21 protein-coding genes, 1 tRNA gene, 1 pseudogene and 1 riboswitch are annotated in these 25,019 nt (G+C 39.6%); of the genes and pseudogenes, 18 read left to right on the top strand and 5 right to left on the bottom strand.

Annotated elements, in window-relative coordinates; genetic code table 11:
• Positions 1 to 376 precede the first annotated feature (376 nt).
• From HT688_RS04645 to HT688_RS04685, 9 genes and pseudogenes are all read left to right on the top strand, one after another.
• Positions 377 to 730 (top strand): YSIRK-type signal peptide-containing protein, encoded by a 354-nt coding sequence (locus tag HT688_RS04645; protein ID WP_240148161.1) that lies wholly within the window; start codon positions 377 to 379, stop codon positions 728 to 730.
• 1,655 nt (positions 731 to 2,385) lie between these two features.
• Positions 2,386 to 2,583, top strand: a pseudogene (locus tag HT688_RS04650) (hypothetical protein); the annotation flags it as partial.
• A gap of 27 nt (positions 2,584 to 2,610) precedes the next feature.
• Positions 2,611 to 3,027, top strand: coding sequence for an LPXTG cell wall anchor domain-containing protein (locus HT688_RS04655; RefSeq protein WP_171039212.1), 417 nt, complete (start codon positions 2,611 to 2,613; stop codon positions 3,025 to 3,027).
• Positions 3,028 to 3,256: 229 nt separating this feature from the next.
• A complete protein-coding gene (ccdA2, locus tag HT688_RS04660) occupies positions 3,257 to 3,964 on the top strand; it encodes a thiol-disulfide oxidoreductase-associated membrane protein CcdA2 (RefSeq protein WP_172923593.1) in 708 nt (235 codons plus the stop codon).
• An 11-nt stretch (positions 3,965 to 3,975) separates the two neighbouring features.
• A complete protein-coding gene (gene sdbB / locus HT688_RS04665; protein ID WP_172923594.1) occupies positions 3,976 to 4,533 on the top strand; it encodes a thiol-disulfide oxidoreductase-associated lipoprotein SdbB in 558 nt (185 codons plus the stop codon).
• Positions 4,534 to 4,658: 125 nt separating this feature from the next.
• Positions 4,659 to 6,050, top strand: coding sequence for an APC family permease (locus tag HT688_RS04670; RefSeq protein WP_001020307.1), 1,392 nt, complete (start codon positions 4,659 to 4,661; stop codon positions 6,048 to 6,050).
• A 142-nt stretch (positions 6,051 to 6,192) separates the two neighbouring features.
• The gene (gene adcAII / locus HT688_RS04675) at positions 6,193 to 7,110 is read left to right on the top strand and encodes a zinc-binding lipoprotein AdcAII (protein ID WP_000744536.1); all 918 of its coding nucleotides are present in this window, start codon (positions 6,193 to 6,195) and stop codon (positions 7,108 to 7,110) included.
• A 7-nt stretch (positions 7,111 to 7,117) separates the two neighbouring features.
• Positions 7,118 to 10,210 (top strand): pneumococcal-type histidine triad protein, encoded by a 3,093-nt coding sequence (locus HT688_RS04680; RefSeq protein WP_023938123.1) that lies wholly within the window; start codon positions 7,118 to 7,120, stop codon positions 10,208 to 10,210.
• Positions 10,211 to 10,526: 316 nt separating this feature from the next.
• Positions 10,527 to 13,415 carry a pneumococcal-type histidine triad protein gene (locus tag HT688_RS04685; protein ID WP_023938121.1) on the top strand — a complete coding sequence of 963 codons (2,889 nt, stop codon included), beginning with the start codon at positions 10,527 to 10,529 and terminating at the stop codon, positions 13,413 to 13,415.
• Positions 13,416 to 13,450: 35 nt separating this feature from the next.
• Here the strand turns inward: HT688_RS04685 and pepT are convergent, their stop codons facing one another.
• Complete coding sequence (gene pepT / locus HT688_RS04690) at positions 13,451 to 14,674, bottom strand: peptidase T (protein WP_000222060.1); 1,224 nt, start codon at positions 14,672 to 14,674, stop codon at positions 13,451 to 13,453.
• Positions 14,675 to 14,827: 153 nt separating this feature from the next.
• On the opposite strand from pepT, the gene hemH reads away from it, so the two are divergent.
• Positions 14,828 to 15,922: a ferrochelatase gene (hemH, locus tag HT688_RS04695; protein ID WP_050222852.1), complete on the top strand. Its 1,095-nt coding sequence runs from the start codon at positions 14,828 to 14,830 to the stop codon at positions 15,920 to 15,922.
• Positions 15,923 to 15,962: 40 nt separating this feature from the next.
• Here the strand turns inward: hemH and mscL are convergent, their stop codons facing one another.
• Together mscL and HT688_RS04705 are read right to left on the bottom strand one after the other, a co-directional pair.
• Positions 15,963 to 16,340, bottom strand: a complete 378-nt coding sequence (gene mscL / locus HT688_RS04700) for a large conductance mechanosensitive channel protein MscL (RefSeq protein WP_000916792.1) — start codon at positions 16,338 to 16,340, stop codon at positions 15,963 to 15,965.
• An 81-nt stretch (positions 16,341 to 16,421) separates the two neighbouring features.
• Entirely contained in the window at positions 16,422 to 16,853 is a 432-nt protein-coding gene (locus tag HT688_RS04705) for a GtrA family protein (RefSeq protein ID WP_000743002.1), read from the bottom strand.
• Between the two features lie 28 nt (positions 16,854 to 16,881).
• Positions 16,882 to 16,978: riboswitch (PreQ1 riboswitch) on the top strand.
• Here HT688_RS04705 and HT688_RS04710 point away from each other — a divergent pair.
• From HT688_RS04710 to dapA, 4 genes are all read left to right on the top strand, one after another.
• Positions 16,976 to 17,485, top strand: a complete 510-nt coding sequence (locus HT688_RS04710; protein ID WP_000737071.1) for a QueT transporter family protein — start codon at positions 16,976 to 16,978, stop codon at positions 17,483 to 17,485. (Overlaps the previous riboswitch by 3 nt.)
• 100 nt (positions 17,486 to 17,585) lie before the next feature.
• Positions 17,586 to 17,658, top strand: a tRNA-Thr gene (locus HT688_RS04715).
• 342 nt (positions 17,659 to 18,000) lie between these two features.
• Entirely contained in the window at positions 18,001 to 19,077 is a 1,077-nt protein-coding gene (locus HT688_RS04720; protein ID WP_000542464.1) for an aspartate-semialdehyde dehydrogenase, read from the top strand.
• Positions 19,078 to 19,132: 55 nt separating this feature from the next.
• Positions 19,133 to 20,068 carry a 4-hydroxy-tetrahydrodipicolinate synthase gene (gene dapA, locus HT688_RS04725; RefSeq protein ID WP_023935945.1) on the top strand — a complete coding sequence of 312 codons (936 nt, stop codon included), beginning with the start codon at positions 19,133 to 19,135 and terminating at the stop codon, positions 20,066 to 20,068.
• 45 nt (positions 20,069 to 20,113) lie between these two features.
• Here the strand turns inward: dapA and mnmE are convergent, their stop codons facing one another.
• Both mnmE and HT688_RS04735 read right to left on the bottom strand, forming a co-directional pair.
• On the bottom strand, positions 20,114 to 21,487 hold the full coding sequence (gene mnmE, locus HT688_RS04730) for a tRNA uridine-5-carboxymethylaminomethyl(34) synthesis GTPase MnmE (RefSeq protein WP_172923595.1): 1,374 nt from the start codon (positions 21,485 to 21,487) through the stop codon (positions 20,114 to 20,116).
• A 137-nt stretch (positions 21,488 to 21,624) separates the two neighbouring features.
• Positions 21,625 to 21,807: a 4-oxalocrotonate tautomerase gene (locus tag HT688_RS04735; protein WP_001117401.1), complete on the bottom strand. Its 183-nt coding sequence runs from the start codon at positions 21,805 to 21,807 to the stop codon at positions 21,625 to 21,627.
• A 122-nt stretch (positions 21,808 to 21,929) separates the two neighbouring features.
• Here HT688_RS04735 and HT688_RS04740 point away from each other — a divergent pair, with 122 nt between their 5' ends.
• Genes HT688_RS04740 through HT688_RS04755 form a run of 4 tightly spaced genes read left to right on the top strand, consistent with a single transcriptional unit; the run spans position 21,930 to position 25,018 of the window.
• A complete protein-coding gene (locus HT688_RS04740; protein WP_000068143.1) occupies positions 21,930 to 22,520 on the top strand; it encodes a thymidine kinase in 591 nt (196 codons plus the stop codon).
• Positions 22,517 to 23,596, top strand: a complete 1,080-nt coding sequence (gene prfA / locus HT688_RS04745) for a peptide chain release factor 1 (protein ID WP_001028801.1) — start codon at positions 22,517 to 22,519, stop codon at positions 23,594 to 23,596. The genes HT688_RS04740 and prfA overlap by 4 nt, the downstream gene beginning before the upstream one ends.
• The gene (gene prmC, locus HT688_RS04750; RefSeq protein WP_000599420.1) at positions 23,596 to 24,432 is read left to right on the top strand and encodes a peptide chain release factor N(5)-glutamine methyltransferase; all 837 of its coding nucleotides are present in this window, start codon (positions 23,596 to 23,598) and stop codon (positions 24,430 to 24,432) included. Before prfA ends, prmC begins: the two co-directional genes overlap by 1 nt.
• Positions 24,416 to 25,018, top strand: coding sequence for an L-threonylcarbamoyladenylate synthase (locus HT688_RS04755; RefSeq protein ID WP_172923596.1), 603 nt, complete (start codon positions 24,416 to 24,418; stop codon positions 25,016 to 25,018). Before prmC ends, HT688_RS04755 begins: the two co-directional genes overlap by 17 nt.
• The last annotated feature ends 1 nt before the right edge of the window (position 25,019 follow it).

Raw genomic sequence — 25,019 nt, forward strand, 5'->3', positions numbered from 1 at the left:
ACGGGTGGTTATGACTTGCTGAGTCTAGGATAGTTCTTGCTGGCGATAGATAGCAAGACGAACAGCTTCTTTTGAATGTCATATAAATTTAAAATTTCTGAAAATAACGAAAAATATACTAAATTTTCAAATAAGGAGCCTCTAAATCCTTTAAAATAAGCAACATGCATATATATATAATCATCGATTTTCTAAAACAAAGTGAGGTTGAAGGAAGGGAACTAAGTTGATATAATGAAGTATTAGTAAACACTGGGCTTTTTGTCATTTGTTTAAGATGAAAAAAGGTCATGTTTTCCTGTTTTTATTGCGAGTTGATGCCTGCATGACCATGGCTAGAGGAGCAAAGACAGGGTAGAAAGAAAGGTAAAAAACCATGAAACAGTTTAAAATGAATGAGCGCCAACGCTTTTCTATATGCAAGTTTTCAATTGGAGCAGTCTCAGTCTTGCTAGGGTCTGTCTTTTTTATAGCTAATCCAGCGACAGAAGTCCAGGCGGCGGAAGTAAATACAGAAGTGGTCAGTCAGGATGGAAATGGCAACACTGGGAATCCATCTGTCTTACTGCCATCAGATACAAGCAATCAAAATCTTAACGTAGAACAAGAAGGGGATAAACCAAAAACTCAAGAGACAGATAAAGAAGAGCAAGACAGCCAAGCTAAAGATGGTGAAGGAAAAGCTGAGTCAACAGTAGAGAATAAAGGTGACGAAAAGTTGATGGTGTAGTTAAACCTGTATCGAGTGAGTTATCTCCAGTGTCCGAGGTAGAGAAATATAAAAAAGAAGCTCAACCAGAGTTGGAAGAAAAATCCTCAATTATCAAAGAAGAAGCTAATAGAGAAGATAAGATAGATCAATCCCAAGAAGAAGATGGGGATCAGTTATATGATAAATTGATAGATGCATCTAAAAGATTGAAAGAATCCAATCCTGAGTCGGCAGCAGCTTTTAAAAACTTAGCAGATACTATCAACGAAAAGTTAGGACTTTCAGACGACGGAAAGATTTCTGGAGAACTTGTCGAAAAAGCTCACAAGTTACTAGATGGTAATCAAGTGATGATGTCAAAAAATGATAGTGAGGAAAATTCTGAGGAAAGAGGAGTTCATGTAAGAAAAAGACGGAATATAGCAGGATTAACAATTGGGAGATGGAATGCAGTACGTAAACAAATAGAAGTTTCTAATATACTAGTAGTACCAGGTGGAGATAGAGTATTTGGTAATATTTTGAAAATTAGTGCTAAATCAAATCATGAGAAAATTACTAGCATATCTGTAACTGGTCATGAAAACATGGGGTTAAAGGTCGAATCTTCTGTCAATGGGAGTGAAGCATCTTTGACTTTCGACGGAATTACTCCGCGTAGGGGTCAGTATTTATTGAATGTAACAGTAACTACTTCAAGCGGTAGTCAGACGACACAATTTGGATACTATCTCCCTTTTCAGAAGCCGACTATTAATACACCAAATGATAGTACAGATGCAAGTGTCCCGAGCTTAGCAGGTAAAGCTAATGAAAAACCTAATATTGATGTGACAATTCCTTATGTTCCTAAATTACCTAATGGCGCAAAGATGAAAGTATATTTGGTAACCGGAGGTTCGGATATTTCTAATTATGGAGGGAGTACGGATGGATTAGCTTATCCGGAAGGTTATAATATACTTGCCTCTAAAGATATATCTCCTAATAATGATGGGGATGGTTCTGCACGCCAAATTACTATTACCCAGTCTGATTATAAGTCTGGAGTTAATAAGATAGGAACAGATAAATTTAGAGCACTCACTGTTATCGAAGTAAATAATAACGTAAACGATGGTAATCCACGAGAACGTGGTTCCTGGTTTAGTGATGAAAGAAGAGCGACAGTACCAGTAGCTAAAGAAGCAACACCTGAAAAACCAACAGTTGCCTCTAGCGAAGCGAATGCCAATGTAACGGTAACACCAAGTGCGAATGCAGACCATGTAGAAATTAGCATTGGAAGCGACAAAGTTGTAGCTACGAAATCAGGGTCAAGCTGGAGCCTAACACCAACAAAATCAGGTGTCAGCATTGATGGAGTAAGTGGTGTTGTTACAATTTCCCATAATGCGGCTAGTGCAGGAACTCAAGTAAGTGCGACAGCTAAACATGGTAATAGTGAAGTTAGTGCTTCTTCAACACCAGTCAGCTTGCCATCAAAACGATATTATCCAATTCCCGATTCGTATAACGTAACATCGCAACCTTCTACTCCTACTCAGCCAGACCAAGGAGCTACTGAGACTCCAACAGCTCCATCTGAGCCAGCTCCACAACCGTCTCAACCAACTGCTTCGGGTCAACCTGCAAGTCCTGCTCCAGCTCCGACTCAAGCACCTAGAGCGGCAGCAAGTCCTTCAGTTAGCTCAACGAGCACACAAGCTCCAGCTCAAGAGCAAGTTGACAAGTCTGAACTTCGTGCCTTGACTCAAGAGTTAGACCAACGCTTGAAAGCTTTGGCAACAGTATCTAATCCGAAAATCGATGCAGCCAAGGCGGTCCTCCTAGATGCTCAAAAAGCTCTGGAAGATAGTGCCTTGACAGAGCAAGGTCTACGTACTGCAGTAGAGTCTGTGAAGGCTTCCTTGGACTCTCTCAAAGATGTGAAAGCAAATGCTAGCGACAGCAAGCCTGCACAGGACAAGAAGGATACTAAGCAAGGAACGGAAGATAGTAAGGATTCAGATAAGATGACTGAAACAAACTCAGTTCCAGCAGGAGTGATTGTAGTCGGTCTACTCGCCCTTCTAGGCGTGATTGCCTTCTGGTTGGTTCGCCGTAAGAAAGAGTCAGAAATCCAGCAATTAATCACGGAATTGACAAGAGTTCTTGGACAGCTAGATGCAGAAAAAGCGGATAAAAAAGTCCTTGCCAAAGCCCAAAAACTTCTCCAAGAAACCCTTGATTTCGTGAAAGAAGAAAATGGATCAGCAGAGACAGAAGCTAAACTAGTAGAGGAACTTAAAGCAATCCTTGCCAAACTCAAGTAAAACATGAGTTATGAAATGTCAGACCTAAAAGACATTTCCGTTCACAAAAGCAGCGACGAGTAACCCTTGTCGTTGCTTTTTGGCTATTTTGGGGACAAGATCCACCTTGACTAGCAAAAGAAAAGATTAGTCCAATAGTTCCCGATACGATTTTGCGTAGCAGAAAGCATACAAATTAAATTGAATATAGTAAAATAGGATTAGAAATCTTAAGAAAGTTGGTTCTTTATTGGAAACGATAGTATTTTCAATTTCCGTTTTTTTAGCAGGTGTTTTATCCTTTTTTTCTCCTTGTATTTTTCCACTTCTGCCAGTCTATGCTGGAATTTTATTGGATGATCAGGAAAGTGCAAAAAGCTTTTCTTTATTTGGGAGAAAGGTTCTCTGGTCAGGCTTGATTCGAACACTTTGCTTTATCGCAGGTATTTCTCTCATTTTCTTTATTCTAGGCTTTGGTGCTGGTTACTTTGGTCATATTCTCTATGCCAATTGGTTTCGATATGTTATGGGAGCTATTATTATCATTTTGGGACTTCACCAGATGGAAATTTTTCATTTTAAGAAATTAGAGGTTCAAAAAAGCTTTACTTTTAAGAAATCAGAAGCCAATCGTTATTGGTCAGCCTTTTTACTCGGTATTACCTTTAGCTTTGGTTGGACGCCTTGTATTGGTCCAGTTTTAAGTTCTGTTTTAGCGCTTGCGGCTTCTGGAGGCAATGGAGCTTGGCAAGGTGCTATCTATACTCTTATTTACACTCTGGGGATGGCTCTTCCTTTCTTGGTCTTGGCTCTAGCTTCAGGTCTAGTCATGCCTTATTTTAGTAAAATCAAACGTCATATGATGCTAATGAAGAAAATTGGTGGTTTCCTCATTATTTTAATGGGAATTTTGTTACTATTAGGACAAGTAAATGTTCTAGCTGGAATTTTTGAATAAAGGAGAAAATGATGAAAAAAGTAATGTTTGTTGGCTTAAGTCTCTTGTCATTAGTTGTATTGATAGCCTGTGGTGAGGAAGAAACTAAAAAAACTCAAGCCCCACAACAGCCAAAACAAGAAACGCCTGTACAGCAAATTGCTGTTGGGAAAGATGCTCCAGACTTCACCTTGCAATCCATGGATGGTAAAGAAGTCAAGTTATCTGATTTTAAGGGTAAAAAGGTTTACTTGAAGTTTTGGGCTTCCTGGTGTGGTCCATGTAAGAAAAGTATGCCTGAGTTGATGGAATTAGCTGCAAAACCAGATCGCGATTTTGAAATTCTTACTGTCATTGCACCAGGAATTCAAGGTGAAAAAACTGTTAATCAATTCCCACAATGGTTCCAAGAACAAGGATATAAAGATATCCCAGTTCTTTATGATACTAAAGCAACAACCTTCCAAGCTTATCAAATTCGAAGCATTCCTACAGAATACCTAATTGATAGTCAAGGAAAGATTGGAAAGATTCAATTTGGTGCTATCAGTAATGCGGATGCAGAAGCAGCATTTAAAGAAATGAACTAGAATCGATAAAAATCTGATTACAAGATGTAGTCAGATTTTTTTTTTTAGAAAAATATTTTATAAATAGTCACAAATCTCCTATATTTATGGTAAAATAGAATCATCATTTTATTTGGAGAAGAAATATGAATATATTTAGAACAAAGAATGTAAGTTTGGATAAAACGGAGATGCACAGGCATTTGAAGTTATGGGATTTGATTTTGCTGGGTATCGGAGCCATGGTAGGGACAGGCATCTTTACAATTACAGGTACTGCAGCTGCCACACTTGCTGGTCCAGCCCTAGTGATTTCAATCGTCATTTCTGCCTTGTGTGTGGGATTATCAGCCCTCTTTTTTGCAGAATTTGCTTCACGAGTACCTGCTACAGGTGGTGCCTACAGTTATCTCTATGCTATTTTAGGAGAATTCCCAGCCTGGTTGGCTGGTTGGTTAACCATGATGGAGTTCATGACAGCCATATCAGGCGTAGCTTCGGGTTGGGCAGCTTATTTTAAAGGCTTGCTCTCTCAATACGGGATAGCCCTTCCTCAGCCTTTAAATGGTACCTTTAATCCTCAAGCAGGGACATTTGTTGATTTATTGCCTATTCTTGTCTTGGTCTTGGTGACCTCGCTTGTTTTACTCAATGCTAAAGCAGCCTTACGCTTTAATTCTATTCTAGTTATTTTGAAATTCTCGGCTTTAGCTCTCTTTGTTTTAGTAGGAATTTGGCATATCAAACTTGATAATTGGAGTAATTTTGCTCCTTATGGTTTTGGACAAATCTATGGTGCTAGTACTGGTATTATGGCTGGTGCCTCCTTGATGTTCTTCGGTTTTTTGGGATTTGAATCCATCTCTATGGCTGTAGATGAGGTCAAGACTCCTCAAAAAAATATTCCTAGAGGGATTGTCTTATCGCTTTCTATCGTAACCATTCTCTATGCCTTGGTGACGCTTGTTTTGACTGGTGTGGTTCACTATAGTCATTTAAATGTCAATGATGCCGTTGCCTTTGCCCTTCGTAGCGTTGGGATCAGTTGGGCAGCCAACTATGTGTCATTAGTGGCTATCTTGACCTTGATTACAGTTTGTATCTCGATGACCTATGCCCTATCGCGTATGATTTACAGTTTAGCGCGCGATGGCTTAATGCCTGCCGCCTTTAAAGAACTAACGAAGACTAGCAAGGTACCAAAGAATGCTACTATTTTAACAGGTCTAGCTTCAGCAGTAGCAGCAGGAATCTTCCCGCTAGCTAGTATTGCAGCCTTCTTAAACATTTGTACCTTGGCCTACTTAATCATGCTGGCTTACGGCCTGATTCGCTTACGGAAAGAAAAAGGGATGCCAAAAGCTGGGGAATTTAAAACACCCTTGGTACCCCTGTTACCGATTTTATCAATCATCATTTGTTTATCCTTTATGTTACAGTATAATATGGAAACTTGGATTGCTTTCCTAGTTGCCTTGTTAGTAGGAAGTATTATTTACTTCACTTATGGCTATAAGCATTCTACCATAGAAGAATAAAGTAAAAGTCTGTTGAGTTGTTGAAACTCAGCAGATTTTTATATGTGAAAGAAATTTCAAATTTTTTCTAAAAATATCTTGACAGATTAAGTTTTTAGGAGTAGAATGTTTACTAGTTAATTAAACAGTTAAGGAGTTGTTCATGAAGAAACAAAATTTATTTTTAGTCTTGTTAAGTGTCTTTCTTTTATTGCTAGGAGCCTGTAGTCAAAAGGAAAGTCAGACAGGAAAGGGGATGAAAATTGTGACCAGTTTTTATCCTATCTATGCTATGGTTAAGGAAGTATCTGGTGACTTGAATGATGTTCGGATGATTCAGTCAAGTAGTGGGATTCACTCCTTTGAACCTTCGGCAAATGATATCGCAGCCATCTATGATGCAGATGTCTTTGTTTACCATTCACATACGCTCGAATCTTGGGCAGGAAGTTTAGATCCCAATCTAAAAAAATCCAAAGTGAAGGTTTTAGAGGCTTCAGAGGGAATGACTTTAGACCGCGTCCCAGGGCTAGAAGATGTAGAAGCAGGGGATGGAGTTGATGAAAAAACGCTCTATGACCCTCACACTTGGCTAGATCCTGAAAAAGCTGGCGAAGAAGCTCAGATTATCGCTGATAAGCTTTCGGAGGCGGATAGTGAGCATAAAGAAACTTACCAAAAAAATGCGCAAGCCTTTATCAAAAAAGCTCAAGAATTGACTAAGAAATTCCAGCCTAAATTTGAAAAAGCGACTCAGAAAACATTTGTAACACAACATACAGCCTTTTCTTATTTAGCTAAGCGATTTGGACTCAATCAACTTGGTATTGCAGGTATCTCTCCGGAACAAGAACCAAGTCCAAGACAACTAACAGAAATTCAGGAATTTGTTAAAACCTATAAGGTTAAAACGATTTTTACAGAAAGTAACGCTTCTTCAAAAGTAGCTGAAACTCTTGTCAAATCAACAGGTGTAGGTCTTAAAACTCTGAATCCTTTAGAGGCAGACCCACAAAATGACAAGACCTATTTAGAAAATCTTGAAGAAAATATAAGTGTTCTAGCAGAAGAATTAAAGTGAGGAAAAAATGAAAATCAATAAAAAATATCTAGCAGGTTCAGTGGCAGTTCTTGCCCTAAGTGTTTGTTCCTATGAACTTGGTCGTTACCAAGCTGGTCAGGCTAAGAAAGAGTCTAATCGAGTTGCTTATATAGATGGTAATCAGGCTGGTCAAAAGGCAGAGAACTTAACACCAGATGAAGTCAGTAAGAGAGAGGGAATCAATGCTGAACAAATTGTTATCAAGATTACGGATCAAGGTTATGTGACTTCTCATGGAGACCATTATCATTACTATAATGGCAAGGTTCCTTATGATGCCATCATCAGTGAAGAGCTCCTCATGAAAGATTCGAATTATCAGTTGAAGGATTCAGACATTGTCAATGAAATCAAGGGTGGTTATGTCATTAAGGTAAACGGTAAATACTATGTTTACCTTAAAGATGCGGCCCATGCGGATAATATTCGGACAAAAGAAGAGATTAAACGTCAGAAGCAGGAACATAGTAGTAATCACGGTGGCGGTTCAAACAATCAGGCGGTAGTTGCAGCCAGAGCCCAAGGACGTTATACAACGGATGATGGTTATATCTTTAATGCCTCTGATATCATTGAAGATACAGGCGATGCCTATATTGTTCCTCATGGCAATCACTTCCACTATATTCCTAAGAGTGATTTGTCTGCCAGTGAATTAGCTGCTGCCCAAGCCTTCTTATCTGGAAAAGGCGGTCAATTAAGTACGGTTGAATATCGTTCTAGCAGGGGAGAAACAAGATCTAGTGTGAGAACGAGTCCATCTGAAACTCCTCAAAATCTTACAACAACTCCTGAGAGTCAAAATGAGGATTTAGCTAGTCTCCTTCAAGAATTGTACGCTTTGCCACTTAGCCAACGTCATGTGGAGTCTGATGGATTAGTATTTGACCCAGCACAGATTACAAAACGTACTGCAAATGGTGTGGCAGTACCTCACGGAGATCATTTCCATTTCATTCCTTATTCGCAAATGTCTGCCTTGGAAGAAAAATTGGCTCGAAATCTACCAATTGGAGGTCAGCCAGTTCAAAAGCATTCTGATAATACGAAACCAAGCAGTCCTGCGAAACCAAGTTCAGCCATTAAAGCAAACTTTAATCTCAATACGCAGGCACCGAATAGAGCAACTGGAGGAGCCTATACAACGGATGATGGGTATGTCTTTAGTCCAACAGATGTGATTGAAGATACAGGTGACGCTTTTGTTGTACCGCATGGAAATCATTTTCACTATATTCCTAAGAGTGATTTGTCTGCAGGAGAATTGGCTGCAGCCCAAGCCTATTGGAATGGGAAGCAGGGGTCTCGTCCTTCTTCAAGTTCTAGTCATAATGCAAATCCAGCTCAACCAAGCTTGTCAGAGAACCACAATTTGACTGTCACTCCAACTTATCATCAAAATCAAGGGGAAGACATTCCAAGCCTTTTACGTGAATTGTATGCTAAACCCTTATCAGAACGCCATGTAGAATCGGATGGACTAGTATTTGACCCGGCACAAATAACAAATCGTACAGCTAATGGTGTTGCTGTACCGCACGGAGACCATTATCACTTTATCCCTTATTCACAAATGTCACCTTTGGAAGAAAAATTGGCTCGTATGATAGCTATTAAGGGACAAAATGGTGCAGTCTTGCCGGGAATGAATTATTTGAAACCAGCACCAAAACCGCAAGCTCAACCATCAACTGAGAAAAAACAAACTGATTTTACAGTAGAACAGGTTGTTAGAAAAGTTGGGGAAGGATATGTTGTGGAAATTGCTGGTGTCAGTCACTATGTTTTTGCTAAAGACTTGGCTAAGGATAAGATTGATGCTATTGAAAATCTCTTGTCTAAGAAAACTCAAGAGACACATGCTCTAGTTGCTAAAAAAGAAAATGTCGCTTCTCGTGACCAAGAATTTTATGATAAAGCCTACAATCTGTTAACCCAGGCTCATAAAGCCTTGTCTGAAAATAAAGGTCGCGTTTCTGATTTCCAAACTTTAGACAAATTAGCAGAGCGCTTGAATGATGAATCTTCTAATAAAGTAAAATTGGTAGATGATTTATTGGCATTCCTAGCACCAATTACCCATCCAGAGCGACTTGGCAAACCAAATGCTCAAATTGCCTATACAGACGATGAAATTAAATTAGCGAAATTAGCAGGTAAATATACAACAGAGGATGGCTATATCTTTGATGAGCATGATATTGAAAGTGATGAAGGAAATGCCTACGTCACTCCACACTTGAACCATAGCCACTGGATTAAAAAAGACAGCTTATCTGAAGCTGAAAGAGCAGCAGCTCAGGCTTATGCTAAAGAAAAAGGCTTACAAGCTCCAAATTCTACTGAAGCAACAGAAGCAAAACCAGAGGCAACAGGGACAGAAGCTATCTATAACCGCGTAAAAGCTGAGAAAAAGGTACCATTAGAAAAAATACCGAATCATTTACAGTATACTGTAGCTGTACAAAATGGTCACTTTATAATTCCTCACTTTGATCACTATCATAACCTTAAGTTTGCATGGTTTGATGAAGGACTTTACTCAGCTCCTGAAGGCTATACCTTAGAAGATTTATTTGCGACAGTGAAATACTACGTTGAACATCCTGACCAACGTCCTCATTCAGATAATGGTTGGGGTAATGCTAGCGACCATGTTCGTAAAAATAAGGCAGACCAAAACGGTAAACCTGATGAAGATAAGGAACATGATGAAGTAAGTGAGCCAACTCATTCTGAATCTGATGAAAAAGAGAATCACGCTGGTTTAAATCCTTCAGCAGATAATCTTTATAGACCAAGCACTGATGCGGAAGAGACAGAGGAAGAAGCTGAAGATACTACAGATGAGGATGAAGTTCCACAAGTAGAGCGTTCTGTTATTGACGTTAAGATAGCAGAGGCGGAGACCTTGCTAGAAAAAGTAACAGATTCTCGTACTCGCCAAAATGCTATGGAGACATTGTCTGGTCTAAACAGCAGTCTTCTTTTCGGAACGAAAGACAGTAACACTATTTCAGCAGAATTAGATAGGCTCTTGGCTTTGTTAAAAGAGAGTCAACCGACTCCTATACAGTAGTAAAAAGAATGAAGCATATTTTATGGAGAAGTAACCTTTCGTGTTGCTTCTCTTTTTTAGAAGAAAGTAACAGAAACTTGACAGAAGTATAATAGATTGAATCTAGAATAGTACACCTTGACTTCTAAAATATTGTTAGAAATTGATTTGACTGTCCTGATCAATTTGTCCTATTCTTATTTCATTTCTCTATAATTTTAAATAGTAAACTATTTACTGGTTAATTAAATGGTTAAATAAGCGGTTTAGAAAAATTGTTTAACCGAGAAAAAAGAAGTTAAGAAAAAGTTTCATCATTTATTGAAATGAGGGATTTATGAAATTCAGTAAAAAATATATAGCAGCTGGATCAGCTGTTATCGTATCCTTGAGTCTATGTGCCTATGGACAAAACCAGCATCGTTCGCAGGAAAATAAGGACAATAATCGTGTCTCTTATGTGGATGGCAGCCAGTCAAGTCAGAAAAGTGAAAACTTGACACCAGACCAGGTTAGCCAGAAAGAAGGAATTCAGGCTGAGCAAATTGTAATCAAAATTACAGGTCAGGGCTATGTAACGTCACACGGTGACTACTATCATTACTATAATGGGAAAGTTCCTTATGATGCCCTCTTTAGTGAAGAACTCTTGATGAAGGATCCAAACTATCAACTTAAAGACGCTGATATTGTCAATGAAGTCAAGGATGGTTGTATCATCAAGGTCGATGGAAAATATTATGTCTACCTGAAAGATGTAGCTCATGCTGATAATGTTCGAACCAAAGATGAAATCAATCGTCAAAAACAAGAACATGTCAAAGATAAGGAGAAGGTCAGCTCTGATGTTGCTGTAGCAAGGTCTCAGGGACGATATACGACAAATGATGGCTATGTCTTTAATCCAGCTGATATTATCGAAGATACGGGTAATGCTTATATCGTTCCTCATGGAGGTCACTATCACTACATTCCCAAAAGCGATTTATCTGCTAGTGAATTAGCAGCAGCTAAAGCACATCTGGCTGGAAAAAATATGCAACCGAGTCAGTTAAGCTATTCTTCAACAGCTAGTGACAATAATACGCAATCTGTAGCAAAAGGATCAACTAGCAAGCCAGCAAATAAATCTGAAAATCTCCAGAGTCTTTTGAAGGAACTCTATGATTCACCTAGCGCCCAACGTTACAGTGAATCAGATGGCCTGGTCTTTGACCCTGCTAAGATTATCAGTCTTACACCAAATGGAGTTGCGATTCCGCATGGCGACCATTACCACTTTATTCCTTACAGCAAGCTTTCTGCCTTAGAAGAAAAGATTGCCAGAATGGTGTCTATCAGTGGAACTGGTTCTACAGTTTCTACAAATGCAAAACCTAATGAAGTAGTGTCTAGTCTAGGCAGTCTTTCAAGCAATCCTTCTTCTTTAACGACAAGTAAGGAGCTCTCTTCAGTATCTGATGGTTATATTTTTAATCCAAAAGATATCATTGAAGAAACGGCTATAGCTTATATTGTAAGACATGGTGATCATTTCCATTACATTCCAAAATCAAATCAAATTGGGCAACCGACTCTTCCAAACAATAGTCTAGCAACACCTTCTCCATCTCTTCCAATCAATCCAGGAACTTCACATGAGAAACATGAAGAAGATGGATACGGATTTGATGCTAATCGTATTATCGCTGAAGATGAATCAGGTTTTGTCATGAGTCATGGAGACCACAATCACTACATCAAGGTTCAAACTAAGGGCTATGAAGTAGCCTTGAAAAACAAAATTCCAGCCCTGCAATCCAACTATCAACCTGGAACTTTTGATGAGAAGGCAGTCTTGGCAAAAGTAGATCAACTTCTTGCTGAAAGTCGAAACGTCTATAAAGACGATCCAATCAAACAAAGACAGATTGAGTTAGTTTTAGGTCAGTTTACTGAAAATATGAAGAAACTAGCAACTAACTCTACAGCAGGTTATCTAAAAACACTTGACCTCTTTGATAAGCAATATATCCATATTGATGAAAGTGTCAAACCTGTTGAAACAAGTGCTTTAGATAAGAAATATCAGGCCTTGATTGATAAAATCAATACGCTAGATACAGATACTTATGGACTTCCTAAGAAAGACCTTCTCGTTCGACTCCAAGAGGCTAAGTTGGCTAAAGATGAGGCTGCTTTAGCAGCGGTTGAATCACAACTTCAAGCTCTTCAAGACTTTAATGACCGTACTGGCGATACAACAGTGGAATACATCAAGTACTTCTATGAGCATGTAAACGATGGTCGTTTAAGTGATGAGCTTCGTAATAAAGTAGCTAATTTGACTTTTACTTTATATCAATCTCAATCCTTCCGTAAGGCTGTGGACTTGAATAAACTGTTCCCAAGCATTTACCAAACAAAACAAGAAGTAGAAGAGGCTTTGAAAAATCAGCCAGCTACTGCAAAAGTAAATGAAACAGTTTTAGATAAAGAAAAAGTTGATAACCAATCTGCTAAGCAAGCGATTTATGAATTTTTGAAAGATCTTTATCCTGATCTTAAAAAAGAAGAATATGTCAATCATGTCAGCAAGGAAGAAGTAGAAAGTCTTTTGAACAAGGCAAATCAACTCTTGGAACAAATCCATGAAGAAGGAATCAGACAATCCTTGGCAGAAGAAGTAGAAAATCTAAAAGCTGCCACAAACAAGGCTGATGCAGACTTGGATGAAGTAAACAGTCAGGTAAAAGATGTTTTGACTCGTATCGCTAGCGCCCTTCAACAAGAAAAGGAAAATGCTGAGCAAGATTCTCAGACACTTGTACTCTATCAAAAACTCTACGATATTCTCATGTCGCTTCACTCTTATTTAGAAAGTAATAATGGTTCTGATGAGGACTTTGATAAAGTGGATGCATTACTAGATCAACTTTCTGCTAAGAGTAAAGACAAAGCAGCTTTACTTGAATTGACAAAAGCTATTCTAGTTTTGAATCACCAAATCCAGTCAAAAGCTAGCGCAAGTGAAGAAACAAGTCCAGCAAGAAATGCTGAAGCAAATGGTGATAACACCAGTGCTGAGAACCAACCAAACGCAACTACAGAATCTAACAGCGAAACTGCTAGCGACGAAAACAAAGCAAGCAACACAAGAGATTCTAAACCTGCTGAATTAACTTCAGAAAAGGGATCAACTGAATCTACAACAAGCACTGGTAATCAAGAAAAAGCAGTAGAATAAACAGAAAGGCGAAGTAGCTGAGCCACCTCGTCTTTTTAGCCTTTATAAGCTACGATGCCAATGATGGTATCAACTGCACGTTCCATAGTCTGAAGGCTAACGTATTCAAAACGTCCGTGCATATTTTCGCCACCTGCAAAGATATTCGGAGTTGGGATTCCCATAAAGGAAATCTTAGAGCCGTCTGTTCCACCCCGGATTGGTTCGATAATAGGCGTGATACCTAGATCTTCCATAACGGCTTTAGCAACGGTAATTGGAGTCATATCTTTTTCAATGACTTCTTTCATATTGTAGTACTGGTCTGTCAAGTTGAGAGTGACACGGTTGCTCCCAAGTTCTTGATTCATCTTATCAGCGATAGATTGCATGGATGCTTTACGCGCTTCAAAGGCATCTTTTTCAAAATCACGAATGATGTAGCTTGCACGCGCCTCCTCAACACTACCTGTCACATCCATTAGATGGTAAAAACCTTGGTAACCTTCAGTTAACTCAGGTCGGTCATTTTCTGGAAGTTGATTATGAAAATCAATTGCTAGCTGAAGGGCATTGACCATCTGCCCTTTGGCAGTACCAGGGTGGACATTACGGCCTTGGAAATGCAATTCAGCACCAGCGGCTGAGAAAGTCTCGTACTGAAGTTCACCTAGTGGACCACCATCAACAGTGTAGGCAAAATCCACATCAAAATCTTCTGCATCAAATTTATTAGCACCAACACCGATTTCCTCATCTGGACCAAAACCAACACGAATCTCACAGTGTTTGATTTCAGGATGAGCAGTCAGATATTCAATAGCTGTCATAATCTCAGCAATACCAGACTTGTCATCAGCACCTAGCAAGGTTGTTCCATCAGTTGTAATGAGCGTTTGGCCTGGATATTTCTCAAGACTCTTGAAGTCGGCTGGATCCAGTTTAAAACCAGAATTTCCAAGTTCAATCACACCACCATCGTAGTTTTCAATTACCTGTGGATTGACTCCTTCAGCATTAAAATCAGCAGTATCCATGTGGGAGATGAAGCCAATCTTACGTGTTAAAGATGGATCATTGGCTGGCAAGGTTCCAATAGCAAAACCATTCGGTAGATAGTAAACATTTTGCAGTCCAACACGTTTCATTTCAGGAATTAGGACATTTGTTGCGAAGTCAACCTGACTCTGTGTACTTGGAGTAGTAGTAGAGTGTTCATCAGAGCGCGTGTTGACCTTAACGTAGGTTAAGAAGCGGTCCAAGAGATTTGGATAAGTCATAAAAAACTCCTTTTGAATTTATTTTTTCCATTGTATCATAGAAAGAAGAGAAAAACAAAAGACAGAAGTTAGGGCAATCTGCTATGTTAGCGTTTACTTATCAGTGGATTCATGATAAAATAAACTTGATAAAAACATCACAAGGAAGCGATTATGAAAAAAGCAATTTTAATGATGACCTTCGGTTCGCCAGAAGAGATTACCTTTGAAGGTGTAGCTGATTTTTTCACAAATATTCGTCGTGGAGTGAGACCTCAAGACCACGAGATTCAGACTCTCTATGATAATTATGTACGAATTGGAGGCACGCCTCTGCAAAAAATTACCCGTCAAGAGGTTGCCTTGGTAGAAGCTAGGCTGGGGAATGAATACAGTGTCTACTTTGCTAATAAGTTTTCCAGTCCCTTTATTCCAGATGTGATCGGTCAAATGGAAGCAGACGGAATTGAACAGTGTATTTGTTTGATTTTGGAGCCTCATTATTCTTTCTACTCTGTCATGGGCTATGAAAAATTTTTAGAAAGCAAACAAATTCAATTTTTGGTCATTAAGGACTGGTATCAGGAAGAAGCACTTTTAAACTATTGGGCAGATGAAATTGCTAAAATTTTAAAAGAAGAAGTAAAGCAGGATAGCTTTAAAGTCATCTTTTCAGCCCATAGTGTGCCCATTTTTGCCTTGGATTTTGGAGATCCTTATATCGATCAAATTTTCGAAAATAGCAAGTTAGTTGCTGAAAAACTAGGTTTGAGTTCCGATCAATATACAAATACCTGGCAAAGTGAGAGTGATATTGGGATTCCATGGATTAAGCCAGATGTTTTGGAGTATCTCAGAGAACAGACAGAACATCCAGACCATTATATTTTTGTTCCAATCAGCTTTATCAGTGAGCACATTGAAGTCTTGTTTGATAATGATGTGGAATGTTATGACTTGTGTCAGGAATTTGGGGTAAACTACCATCGTCCACCAATGCCAAATACAGATTCTCGCTTGATTGATGCCTTGGTCAATACAGTTAGAGCCAATGAACATCAAGAGTTTAAGGAATTTCTCCCAGAAGAAGAGACCTTTGATGAGTTAGTTCCTTCAGACGAGACGAAAAACATTTTGGCTGAATCTCAAGATTTACAAATGCCGGAATTTGTGAAAAAACTGATTGAGAAAAAAGGGCGGGAGAATGTTAAGATGCCTTATCTTATCAAGAAGATGCTAGAAAAAGCAGGCAAGTTGCCCAAAGAGTAAAGAAAAAGGATTTAGCTTTGTGCTAGATCCTTTTAATCGATTATTTTTTCTCAAGAAGGGCTTTGATTTCTTGAAGGACTTCCAATTCGGTTGGTTTTTTTTCGTCAGTTTTTTCTTCCTTTATACCAGTCAGTTTCTGTGCTTTTTCAATACCCTTGATAATAAAGAAGAGGGCGGTACCCACAAAGATAAAATTGATAATAGCACTTAAAAAGTTACCATAGCCGACTCCATGCCAAGAAAGTTGAGCGATACGTTCGACTTTAGCAGCTTTCAAAGCGGGATTTAAAATAAGAGGAGTGATAATGTCGTTTACAAGTGAAGTAACGATAGCACCAAAAGCAGAGGCAATGACAACACCGACAGCAAGGTCAATAACATTTCCTCGAAGCAAGAACGATTTTAGATTTTTTAACATACTGTTTTCCTTTCAATGTTTCGTGTTTCATTGTATCCTAAATCATTATAGAAGGCAATTAAAAGGCTCATAAATGGAGCATTATTTTCTAAAAATATAGATCTTGCTCAAGATATAATTGATGATAATAATGAGTATTTGTGCAATTATTGTTTCAATTGCATTTACCTTATCAGGATTTTCGTTTACAAATTGCCCTATGATATGAGGGAATTGAGTTACAAAGAGAAAAGTTAAAAACAAGTCTAACAGAAAAGTAGAAAGGCGGGCAAGAAAAAATTTCACTAAACGGATAAGCCGATTCTTCCTTGCTTGCTTAAATACAAGCCTATCATTTGTGATAAAGGCAAATAGGATACCAAATATATTTGCCAAGGCCGTAGCAAGAAGTTCCTGATGAGTTAGTTGATAAATGACCAATCGCGAGAGAATCGAAACTAGAGTTGTTGCAAGGCCAAAAAAGAGATAGGCTAAGATTTCATTGTTAAAAAATTTTTGAATAGGTTTTTTCATGCTTTAAGTATAGCATAAAGCAGGCTATTGTGCTATACTAGTAAGGTTGAATAAAGCAACCCTTGGTGCTTAGCTTCTTTCACCAAGCATATTACACGCGGATAACCGCCAAAGGAGAAAAAATGAAAAAATTAACTATTCGTGATGTTGCAGATATTGCAATCGTTGCTGCTATTTATGTCGTTTTGACTGTCACACCGCCCCTAAATGCCATCAGCTATGGTGCTTATCAGTTTCGTATTTCAGAAATGATGAACTTTATGGCTTTTTACAATCCCAAGTACATCATCGGAGTTACTATCGGTTGTATGATTGCTAATTTCTTTAGCTTCGGACTACTAGATGTCTTTGTTGGTGGCGGATCAACCTTGGTATTCCTCAGTTTAGGTGTTTGGCTTTTTGCAAAATATAGCAAGGATTACCTCTTTAACGGATTGATTCGAAAAGATCATTTCTTCTTTTCAATCCTCTTTTCAATTTCCATGTTTACCATCGCTGCAGAGTTAAATATTGTAGCAGAATTACCATTTTTCCTTACTTGGTTTACAACAGGAATTGGTGAATTTGCCTCATTGATTATTGGAGCGATTATCATTGGTAAAATTGGTCGTCGAATCGATTTAAGCAAATAGAACAGGACAAGCTAGGTAGCCTTTACCTGGCTTTTTCTTATGGAAAATTTCTAAGAAAACTTGACAAGTTTTTCTGATTATAGTATACTTACTTAAGTAAGCTGATTTAGCTCAGTTGGCAGAGCGCATCCATGGTAAGGATGAGGTCGCCGGTTCAATCCCGGCAATTAGCATGATATGTATAGGGAAACTCTTGAATACGAGAGTTTTTTGTTATACTCGATCGAAAAAATTTCTTATTGACAAAATCAAGTATCTCTAGTAATATAGAATATGCGATGAGTCGATAGGTAGTCTTCGGACTACTATTGAGCATAAGGAGGTCATAACGCAGGAGCGGACCTTGATGAGTTGTGTGAACCTGCTCATCACATGAAGATGCCTCTTAGTCCCTAGTCTAACGACTGGGGATTTTTATTTTCCAAAAAATGATGAAAAAGCTTTGCAATTCATGGAAAAAGTAGTATAATACTTCTATTATAGAAATTTTTAGAAAATTCCGAAAGAGGTTATTTATGGGATATACAGTTGCTGTAGTCGGCGCGACAGGTGCTGTCGGTGCTCAGATGATAAAAATGTTGGAAGAATCAACACTTCCAATCGATAAAATTCGTTTACTTGCTTCTGCACGTTCAGCAGGCAAGACTTTGAAATTTAAAGATCAAGATATTACGATTGAAGAAACGACTGAAACAGCTTTTGAAGGAGTTGATATTGCTCTCTTTTCAGCAGGTGGTTCTACATCAGCTAAGTATGCACCATACGCAGTGAAAGCTGGAGCGGTAGTAGTAGATAATACATCTTACTTCCGTCAAAATCCAGACGTTCCTTTGGTTGTTCCAGAGGTCAATGCTCACGCACTTGATGCCCACAATGGGATCATTGCCTGCCCTAACTGTTCAACAATTCAAATGATGGTGGCTCTTGAGCCAGTTCGCCAAAAATGGGGCTTGGACCGTATCATTGTTTCAACTTACCAAGCAGTTTCAGGTGCTGGTATGGGAGCAATTCTTGAGACACAACGTGAACTTCGTGAAGTCTTGAATGATGGTGTAACCCCACGTGATTTGCATGCCGAAATCTTGCCTTCAGGTGGTGACAAGAAACATTATCCTATCGCCTTCAATGCTCTTCCACAAATTGATGTCTTCACTGACAATGATTACACTTATGAAGAGATGAAGATGACTAAGGAAACTAAGAAAATCATGGAAGATGATAGTATTGCCGTTTCAGCAACATGTGTTCGTATTCCAGTCTTATCAGCTCACTCTGAGTCTGTTTATATCGAAACAAAAGAAGTGGCTCCAATCGAAGAAGTCAAAGCAGCTATCGCAGCCTTCCCGGGTGCTGTTCTTGAAGATGATGTAGCTCATCAAATTTATCCTCAAGCTATCAATGCAGTTGGTTCGCGTGATACCTTTGTTGGTCGTATCCGTAAAGACTTGGATGCTGAAAAAGGAATCCACATGTGGGTTGTTTCAGACAACCTGCTCAAAGGTGCTGCTTGGAACTCAGTTCAGATTGCTGAAACTCTTCATGAACGTGGCTTGGTTCGTCCAACAGCTGAATTGAAATTTGAATTAAAATAGTCATATCGTTTAGGAGTTCAGATGAACTCCTTCTTTGAAATAGAGAGGTGTTTTCATGTCTTATCAAGATTTAAAAGAGTGTAAAATCATCACAGCCTTTATTACCCCCTTCCATCAGGATGGTTCCATCAACTTTGATGCTATTCCAGCCTTGATTGAGCATTTGTTGGCTCATCATACGGATGGAATTCTTCTCGCAGGGACCACTGCTGAGAGTCCAACCTTGACTCACGATGAAGAGTTGGAGTTGTTTGCGGCTGTACAAAAGATTGTCAATGGACGCGTTCCTTTGATTGCGGGTGTTGGTACCAATGATACGCGTGACTCTATCGAGTTTGTCAAAGAAGTCGCGGAATTCGGCGGTTTTGCTGCTGGGCTTGCTATTGTACCTTACTACAATAAACCTTCTCAAGAAGGAATGTATCAGCACTTTAAGGCCATTGCAGATGCTTCTGACCTGCCTATTATTATCTATAACATTCCAGGTCGTGTGGTTGTCGAATTGACTCCAGAAACCATGCTTCGTTTGGCTGATCATCCAAATATTATTGGTGTCAAAGAATGTACCAGCTTGGCCAATATGGCTTACTTAATTGAGCACAAGCCTGAAGAATTCTTGATTTATACAGGTGAGGATGGAGATGCTTTCCATGCCATGAACCTTGGTGCGGATGGGGTTATTTCTGTTGCATCCCATACAAATGGGGATGAAATGCACGAGATGTTTACTGCTATTGCAGAAAGTGATATGAAGAAAGCTGCAGCTATTCAGCGTAAATTCATTCCTAAAGTCAATGCCCTCTTCTCTTATCCAAGTCCTGCTCCAGTTAAGGCAGTTTTGAACTATATGGGATTTGAAGCTGGCCCAACTCGATTACCTCTAGTTCCAGCACCAGAAGAAGATGCCAAACGCATTATCAAAGTCGTCGTAGATGGCGACTACGAAGCGACCAAGGCAACTGTAACAGGTGTCTTAAGACCAGATTACTAATAAGACAATAAAATCCATGACCGAATGAAGGATCATGGATTTTTCTTATTTTCCTAAACAGAATTGGCTAAAAAGTTGGGTAATGAGTTCATCAGGAGCCGCATCTCCAGTGATTTCTCCGAGGATTTCCCAAGTACGGGTCAAGTCAACTTGAAGCAAGTCAACAGGCATCCCCAGTTCAAGACCTTCATTAACAGCTTGCAAACTTTCAACGGCCTTCTCAATCAAGGAAATGTGACGGGCATTTGACAAGTAAGTAGCATCTTGCTCAACCAAACCAGCATTTTCAAAGAAGAGGTTGTTGATTCGCTCTTCAATCTTATCGATATTTTGATTTTTAAGGACTGAAATGCGAATGACATCTTCTGGAAGTTCAGAGGTTTCAATAACTTCTGGCAGGTCAGTTTTGTTAAGGAGAATAATTCGGTTGGTTTCTTGGCTGATTTCTAGGAGTTGGCGGTCTTGGGCGGTTAGTGGTTCACTAGCATTTAACACTAGTAGTACTAGGTCAGCTTCCTTGAGGGCTTTTTTCGAACGCTCGACACCGATTTGTTCAACGATATCATCCGTTTCACGAATACCAGCTGTGTCAATCAATTTTAGGGGAACACCGTTGATGTTGACGTATTCTTCAATGACATCACGTGTCGTACCAGCAATATCGGTTACGATTGCCTTATCTTCACGTAAGAGGTTGTTGAGAAGGCTTGATTTCCCAACGTTGGGGCGTCCGATGATGGCAGTGGAAATTCCTTCACGAAGGATTTTACCGCGACGGGCTGTTCTAAGGAGATTGGTTAGTAATTGTTCAAACTCCATTGTCTTTTCTCGGACCACAGCAGTAGTCGCTTCTTCAACATCGTCATACTCAGGATAGTCGATATTGACCTCGACTTGGGCAAGTGTGTTAAGGATTTCTTGACGGATATTGTTAATAAGGTCAGAAAGTGAGCCGTCTAATTGTTTAACTGCAATGTTCATAGCCTTGTCTGTCTTAGCACGGATGATGTCCACAACGGCTTCAGCCTGAGTCAAGTCAACACGTCCATTTAGGAAGGCACGTTTGGTAAATTCACCAGGTTCTGCCAACCGAGCTCCTTCACGGATAGCTAGCTGGAGAATCTCATTGGTCACCGCAATCCCACCGTGAGTGTTAATCTCGATAATATCTTCACGAGTGAAGGTTTTTGGAGACTTCATGGCTCCAACCATAACCTCGTCCATGACCTTACCATTTTGAGGGTCAACGATGTGACCGTAGTTAAGTGTATGGCTAGCAACCTGACTCAAGTATTTTCCTTTAAAAATCTTTTGCGCAATAGCAAAACTTTCTGTTCCGCTCAAGCGGACAATACCAATAGCCCCTTCACCTAGTGGAGTAGAGATAGCAGCGATGGTATCAAATTCTCGTGTAATCATAATGTTTCCTTTAATCAATAACTCTTTTCTTGGAAATTTTTCCAAGTCTCTTTTCAAATTGTAACAAATTTGAACTATTTCTTCAATGGATGCTACTTGGAGATTGAAAAAGCCTAAGCAATTCTGCTTAAGCTAGCTTATTTAGTACGCATTTCCCCTTGTGGGAAGTAAGTTCCTTCTGGCATGTCGTTGATGATGACATGGACAGCAGATTGAGGGGCTCCAGTGTTGCGGACAACTGCTTCCGTTACTTCCTTAGCAAGAGCTTTCTTTTGCTCGAGCGTGCGTCCTTCAAATAAATCGATGCGTACAAATGGCATAATAGCTTCCTCCACTAGTTTTGATTTCTTCCATTTTACCACATTTTGCCGTTTAAAGCTTCAGAAAATTATGATATACTAGAATGTAGCAAAAATTTAGAAATGGACGTGAAGCAAGAAACATGGCACAGTTGTATTATCGTTATGGGACCATGAACTCTGGTAAAACGATTGAGATTCTCAAAGTGGCCTATAACTACGAGGAGCAAGGAAAAGGTGTTGTCATTATGACCTCGGCTCTGGATACGCGTGACGGTGTTGGCTATGTGTCGAGTCGAATTGGCATGAAACGCCCTGCCCTTGCGATTGAGGAAACAACGGATATCTTTGGCTATATCCGAGACCTACCAGAAAAACCTTATTGTGTTTTGGTCGATGAAGCCCAGTTTCTTAAACGCCACCATGTTTACGACCTAGCTCGTGTTGTGGACGAGTTAGACATACCCGTCATGGCTTTTGGCTTGAAAAATGACTTTCGCAATGAATTGTTCGAAGGTTCCAAATATCTCTTGCTTTTAGCAGACAAGATTGACGAAATCAAGACCATCTGTCAGTATTGCAAGAAAAAGGCGACCATGGTGTTGCGAACACAGGATGGACTGCCCGTTTACGATGGAGAACAGATCCAGATTGGTGGTAATGAAACCTATATCTCGGTTTGCCGTAAACATTATTTTGCCCCTGAAATCAATAAGGAGAATGAAGAAAAATGAACATCTATGATCAACTACAAGCTGTAGAAGACCGTTATGAAGAACTAGGAGAATTGCTGAGTGACCCTGATGTCGTTTCAGACACCAAGCGTTTTATGGAGCTTTCAAAAGAAGAAGCTTCCAATCGTGACACCGTAATAGCCTACCGTGAGTATAAACAAGTCCTTCAAAATATCGTCGATGCCGAAGAGATGATTAAGGAATCAGGCGGAGATGCGGACTTGGAAGAAATGGCCAAGCAAGAACTCAAAGATGCCAAGGCTGAAAAAGAAGAATATGAAGAAAAACTGAAAATTTTGCTCCTTCCAAAGGATCCAAACGATGACAAGAATATCATCCTTGAAATCCGTGGAGCAGCTGGTGGAGACGAAGCGGCACTTTTCGCTGGAGATTTGCTAACTATGTACCAAAAGTATGCGGAAGCCCAAGGTTGGCGCTTTGAAGTCATGGAAGCCTCTATGAACGGTGTCGGTGGTTTTAAAGAAGTGGTTGCTATGGTTTCTGGTCAGTCGGTTTACTCTAAACTCAAGTACGAATCAGGTGCCCACCGTGTGCAACGTGTCCCTGTGACAGAAAGCCAAGGCCGTGTTCATACTTCGACAGCGACAGTTCTTGTTATGCCAGAAGTTGAAGAGGTTGAATACGACATTGATCCAAAAGACCTTCGTGTCGACATCTATCACGCCTCTGGTGCTGGTGGACAGAACGTCAACAAGGTTGCGACAGCCGTTCGTATCGTTCACTTGCCAACCAATATTAAAGTTGAGATGCAGGAAGAACGTACCCAGCAGAAGAACCGTGAGAAAGCCATGAAAATCATCCGTGCGCGTGTTGCTGACCACTTTGCACAAATTGCTCAGGATGAACAAGACGCTGAGCGTAAATCAACAATCGGTACTGGTGACCGTTCAGAACGTATTCGTACTTATAACTTCCCACAAAACCGTGTCACAGACCACCGTATCGGCTTGACTCTCCAAAAACTAGATACTATTTTGTCTGGTAAATTGGATGAGGTTGTGGATGCTTTGGTGCTCTATGACCAAACACAAAAATTAGAAGAATTAAATAAATAATGATATTAGCTCAATTATTTTCAGATTTTGAAGAAGAGTTGATAAGACAAGGAGAGGAAGCTGAAAGCCTCTCTTTTGTCTATCGTGGCCTGAAAAATCTTCCTTTCACAGATTTTGTTTTTGCCCTCCAGAAAGAGGTAACAGAGGAAGAAAAACAATTTGTAAAAGGAATTTTTCAACAGTTAGTAGATCATAAACCAGCACAGTATATCATCGGACAGGCAGATTTTTATGGAATGCAGTTAAAAGTTGATGAGCGGGTTTTGATTCCCCGTCCAGAGACAGAGGAATTAGTCGAGCTTATCCTGGCTGAAAATTCTGAAGAAAATCTTAAGGTCCTAGATATCGGGACAGGTAGTGGAGCTATTGCTCTCGCTCTAGCAAAAAATAGACCAGATTGGTCAGTGACAGCAGCAGATATTTCCCAAGATGCTTTAGATTTAGCTAACGAAAATGCTAAAAATCAAAATCTTCAAATATTTTTAAAAAAATCTGACTGTTTTACAGAAATTTCTGAAAAATATGATATAATTGTTTCCAATCCACCCTATATCTCTCGTGAAGATGAGTCAGAGGTTGGCTTGAATGTTTTGCATTCGGAGCCTCATCTAGCTCTCTTTGCAGACGAGGATGGCCTAGCTATTTACCGTAGAATTGCGGAAGATGCAAAAGACTATCTCAAAGATGGTGGTAAGATTTACCTTGAAATTGGATACAAGCAAGGTCAAAGTGTTCCTGAACTTTTTAGGAAGCATCTTCCTGAAAAACGTGTAAGAACGCTTAAGGATCAATTTGGTCAAGATAGGATGGTTGTGGTTGATGATGGACAGGATTAGGCAAGAGTTGGAAAAGGGTGGAGCTGTTGTTCTGCCTACAGAGACTGTTTATGGTCTTTTTGCCAAGGCTCTAGACGAAAAAGCAGTTAATCATGTATACCAGATTAAACGTCGTCCCAGAGACAAGGCACTCAATCTCAATATTGCCTCTTTAGAGGATATCTTGCACTTTTCAAAGAATCAGCCAACTTATCTTCAAAAACTTGTAGAGACCTTTTTACCAGGTCCCTTGACCATTATTCTCGAAGCTAATGACCGAGTTCCCTATTGGGTCAATTCGGGTCTCGCAACGGTGGGATTTCGGATGCCTAGTCATCCCATCACGCTTGATTTGATTAGAGAGACGGGACCCTTGATTGGGCCGTCTGCCAATATTTCAGGTCAGTCAAGTGGTGTAACCTTTGAACAAATTCTGAAGGATTTTGACCAAGAGGTTTTGGGTCTAGAAGACGATGCTTTTCTAACTGGACAGGATTCGATTATTTTGGACTTGTCTGGAGACAAGGTGAAAATCTTACGCCAAGGGGCCATTAAGCGAGAAGATATTCTTGCTCAGTTGCCAGAGATTTCTTTTGAGGAGGAATGAG

It is taken from the genome of Streptococcus sp. 1559 (assembly GCF_013276735.1).
GTDB lineage: Bacteria > Bacillota > Bacilli > Lactobacillales > Streptococcaceae > Streptococcus > Streptococcus pseudopneumoniae.

What these genes read in the sequence shown, in the direction of transcription:
- HT688_RS04645 (WP_240148161.1), top strand. Translation starts at nt 377, where the DNA reads ATGAAACAGTTTAAAATGAATGAGCGCCAACGCTTTTCTATATGCAAG.
- sdbB (WP_172923594.1), top strand. Translation starts at nt 3,976, where the DNA reads ATGAAAAAAGTAATGTTTGTTGGCTTAAGTCTCTTGTCATTAGTTGTA.
- HT688_RS04670 (WP_001020307.1), top strand. Translation starts at nt 4,659, where the DNA reads ATGAATATATTTAGAACAAAGAATGTAAGTTTGGATAAAACGGAGATG.
- adcAII (WP_000744536.1), top strand. Translation starts at nt 6,193, where the DNA reads ATGAAGAAACAAAATTTATTTTTAGTCTTGTTAAGTGTCTTTCTTTTA.
- HT688_RS04680 (WP_023938123.1), top strand. Translation starts at nt 7,118, where the DNA reads ATGAAAATCAATAAAAAATATCTAGCAGGTTCAGTGGCAGTTCTTGCC.
- HT688_RS04685 (WP_023938121.1), top strand. Translation starts at nt 10,527, where the DNA reads ATGAAATTCAGTAAAAAATATATAGCAGCTGGATCAGCTGTTATCGTA.
- pepT (WP_000222060.1), bottom strand. Translation starts at nt 14,674, where the DNA reads ATGACTTATCCAAATCTCTTGGACCGCTTCTTAACCTACGTTAAGGTC.
- hemH (WP_050222852.1), top strand. Translation starts at nt 14,828, where the DNA reads ATGAAAAAAGCAATTTTAATGATGACCTTCGGTTCGCCAGAAGAGATT.
- mscL (WP_000916792.1), bottom strand. Translation starts at nt 16,340, where the DNA reads ATGTTAAAAAATCTAAAATCGTTCTTGCTTCGAGGAAATGTTATTGAC.
- HT688_RS04705 (WP_000743002.1), bottom strand. Translation starts at nt 16,853, where the DNA reads ATGAAAAAACCTATTCAAAAATTTTTTAACAATGAAATCTTAGCCTAT.
- HT688_RS04710 (WP_000737071.1), top strand. Translation starts at nt 16,976, where the DNA reads ATGAAAAAATTAACTATTCGTGATGTTGCAGATATTGCAATCGTTGCT.
- HT688_RS04720 (WP_000542464.1), top strand. Translation starts at nt 18,001, where the DNA reads ATGGGATATACAGTTGCTGTAGTCGGCGCGACAGGTGCTGTCGGTGCT.
- dapA (WP_023935945.1), top strand. Translation starts at nt 19,133, where the DNA reads ATGTCTTATCAAGATTTAAAAGAGTGTAAAATCATCACAGCCTTTATT.
- mnmE (WP_172923595.1), bottom strand. Translation starts at nt 21,487, where the DNA reads ATGATTACACGAGAATTTGATACCATCGCTGCTATCTCTACTCCACTA.
- HT688_RS04735 (WP_001117401.1), bottom strand. Translation starts at nt 21,807, where the DNA reads ATGCCATTTGTACGCATCGATTTATTTGAAGGACGCACGCTCGAGCAA.
- HT688_RS04740 (WP_000068143.1), top strand. Translation starts at nt 21,930, where the DNA reads ATGGCACAGTTGTATTATCGTTATGGGACCATGAACTCTGGTAAAACG.
- prfA (WP_001028801.1), top strand. Translation starts at nt 22,517, where the DNA reads ATGAACATCTATGATCAACTACAAGCTGTAGAAGACCGTTATGAAGAA.
- prmC (WP_000599420.1), top strand. Translation starts at nt 23,596, where the DNA reads ATGATATTAGCTCAATTATTTTCAGATTTTGAAGAAGAGTTGATAAGA.
- HT688_RS04755 (WP_172923596.1), top strand. Translation starts at nt 24,416, where the DNA reads ATGATGGACAGGATTAGGCAAGAGTTGGAAAAGGGTGGAGCTGTTGTT.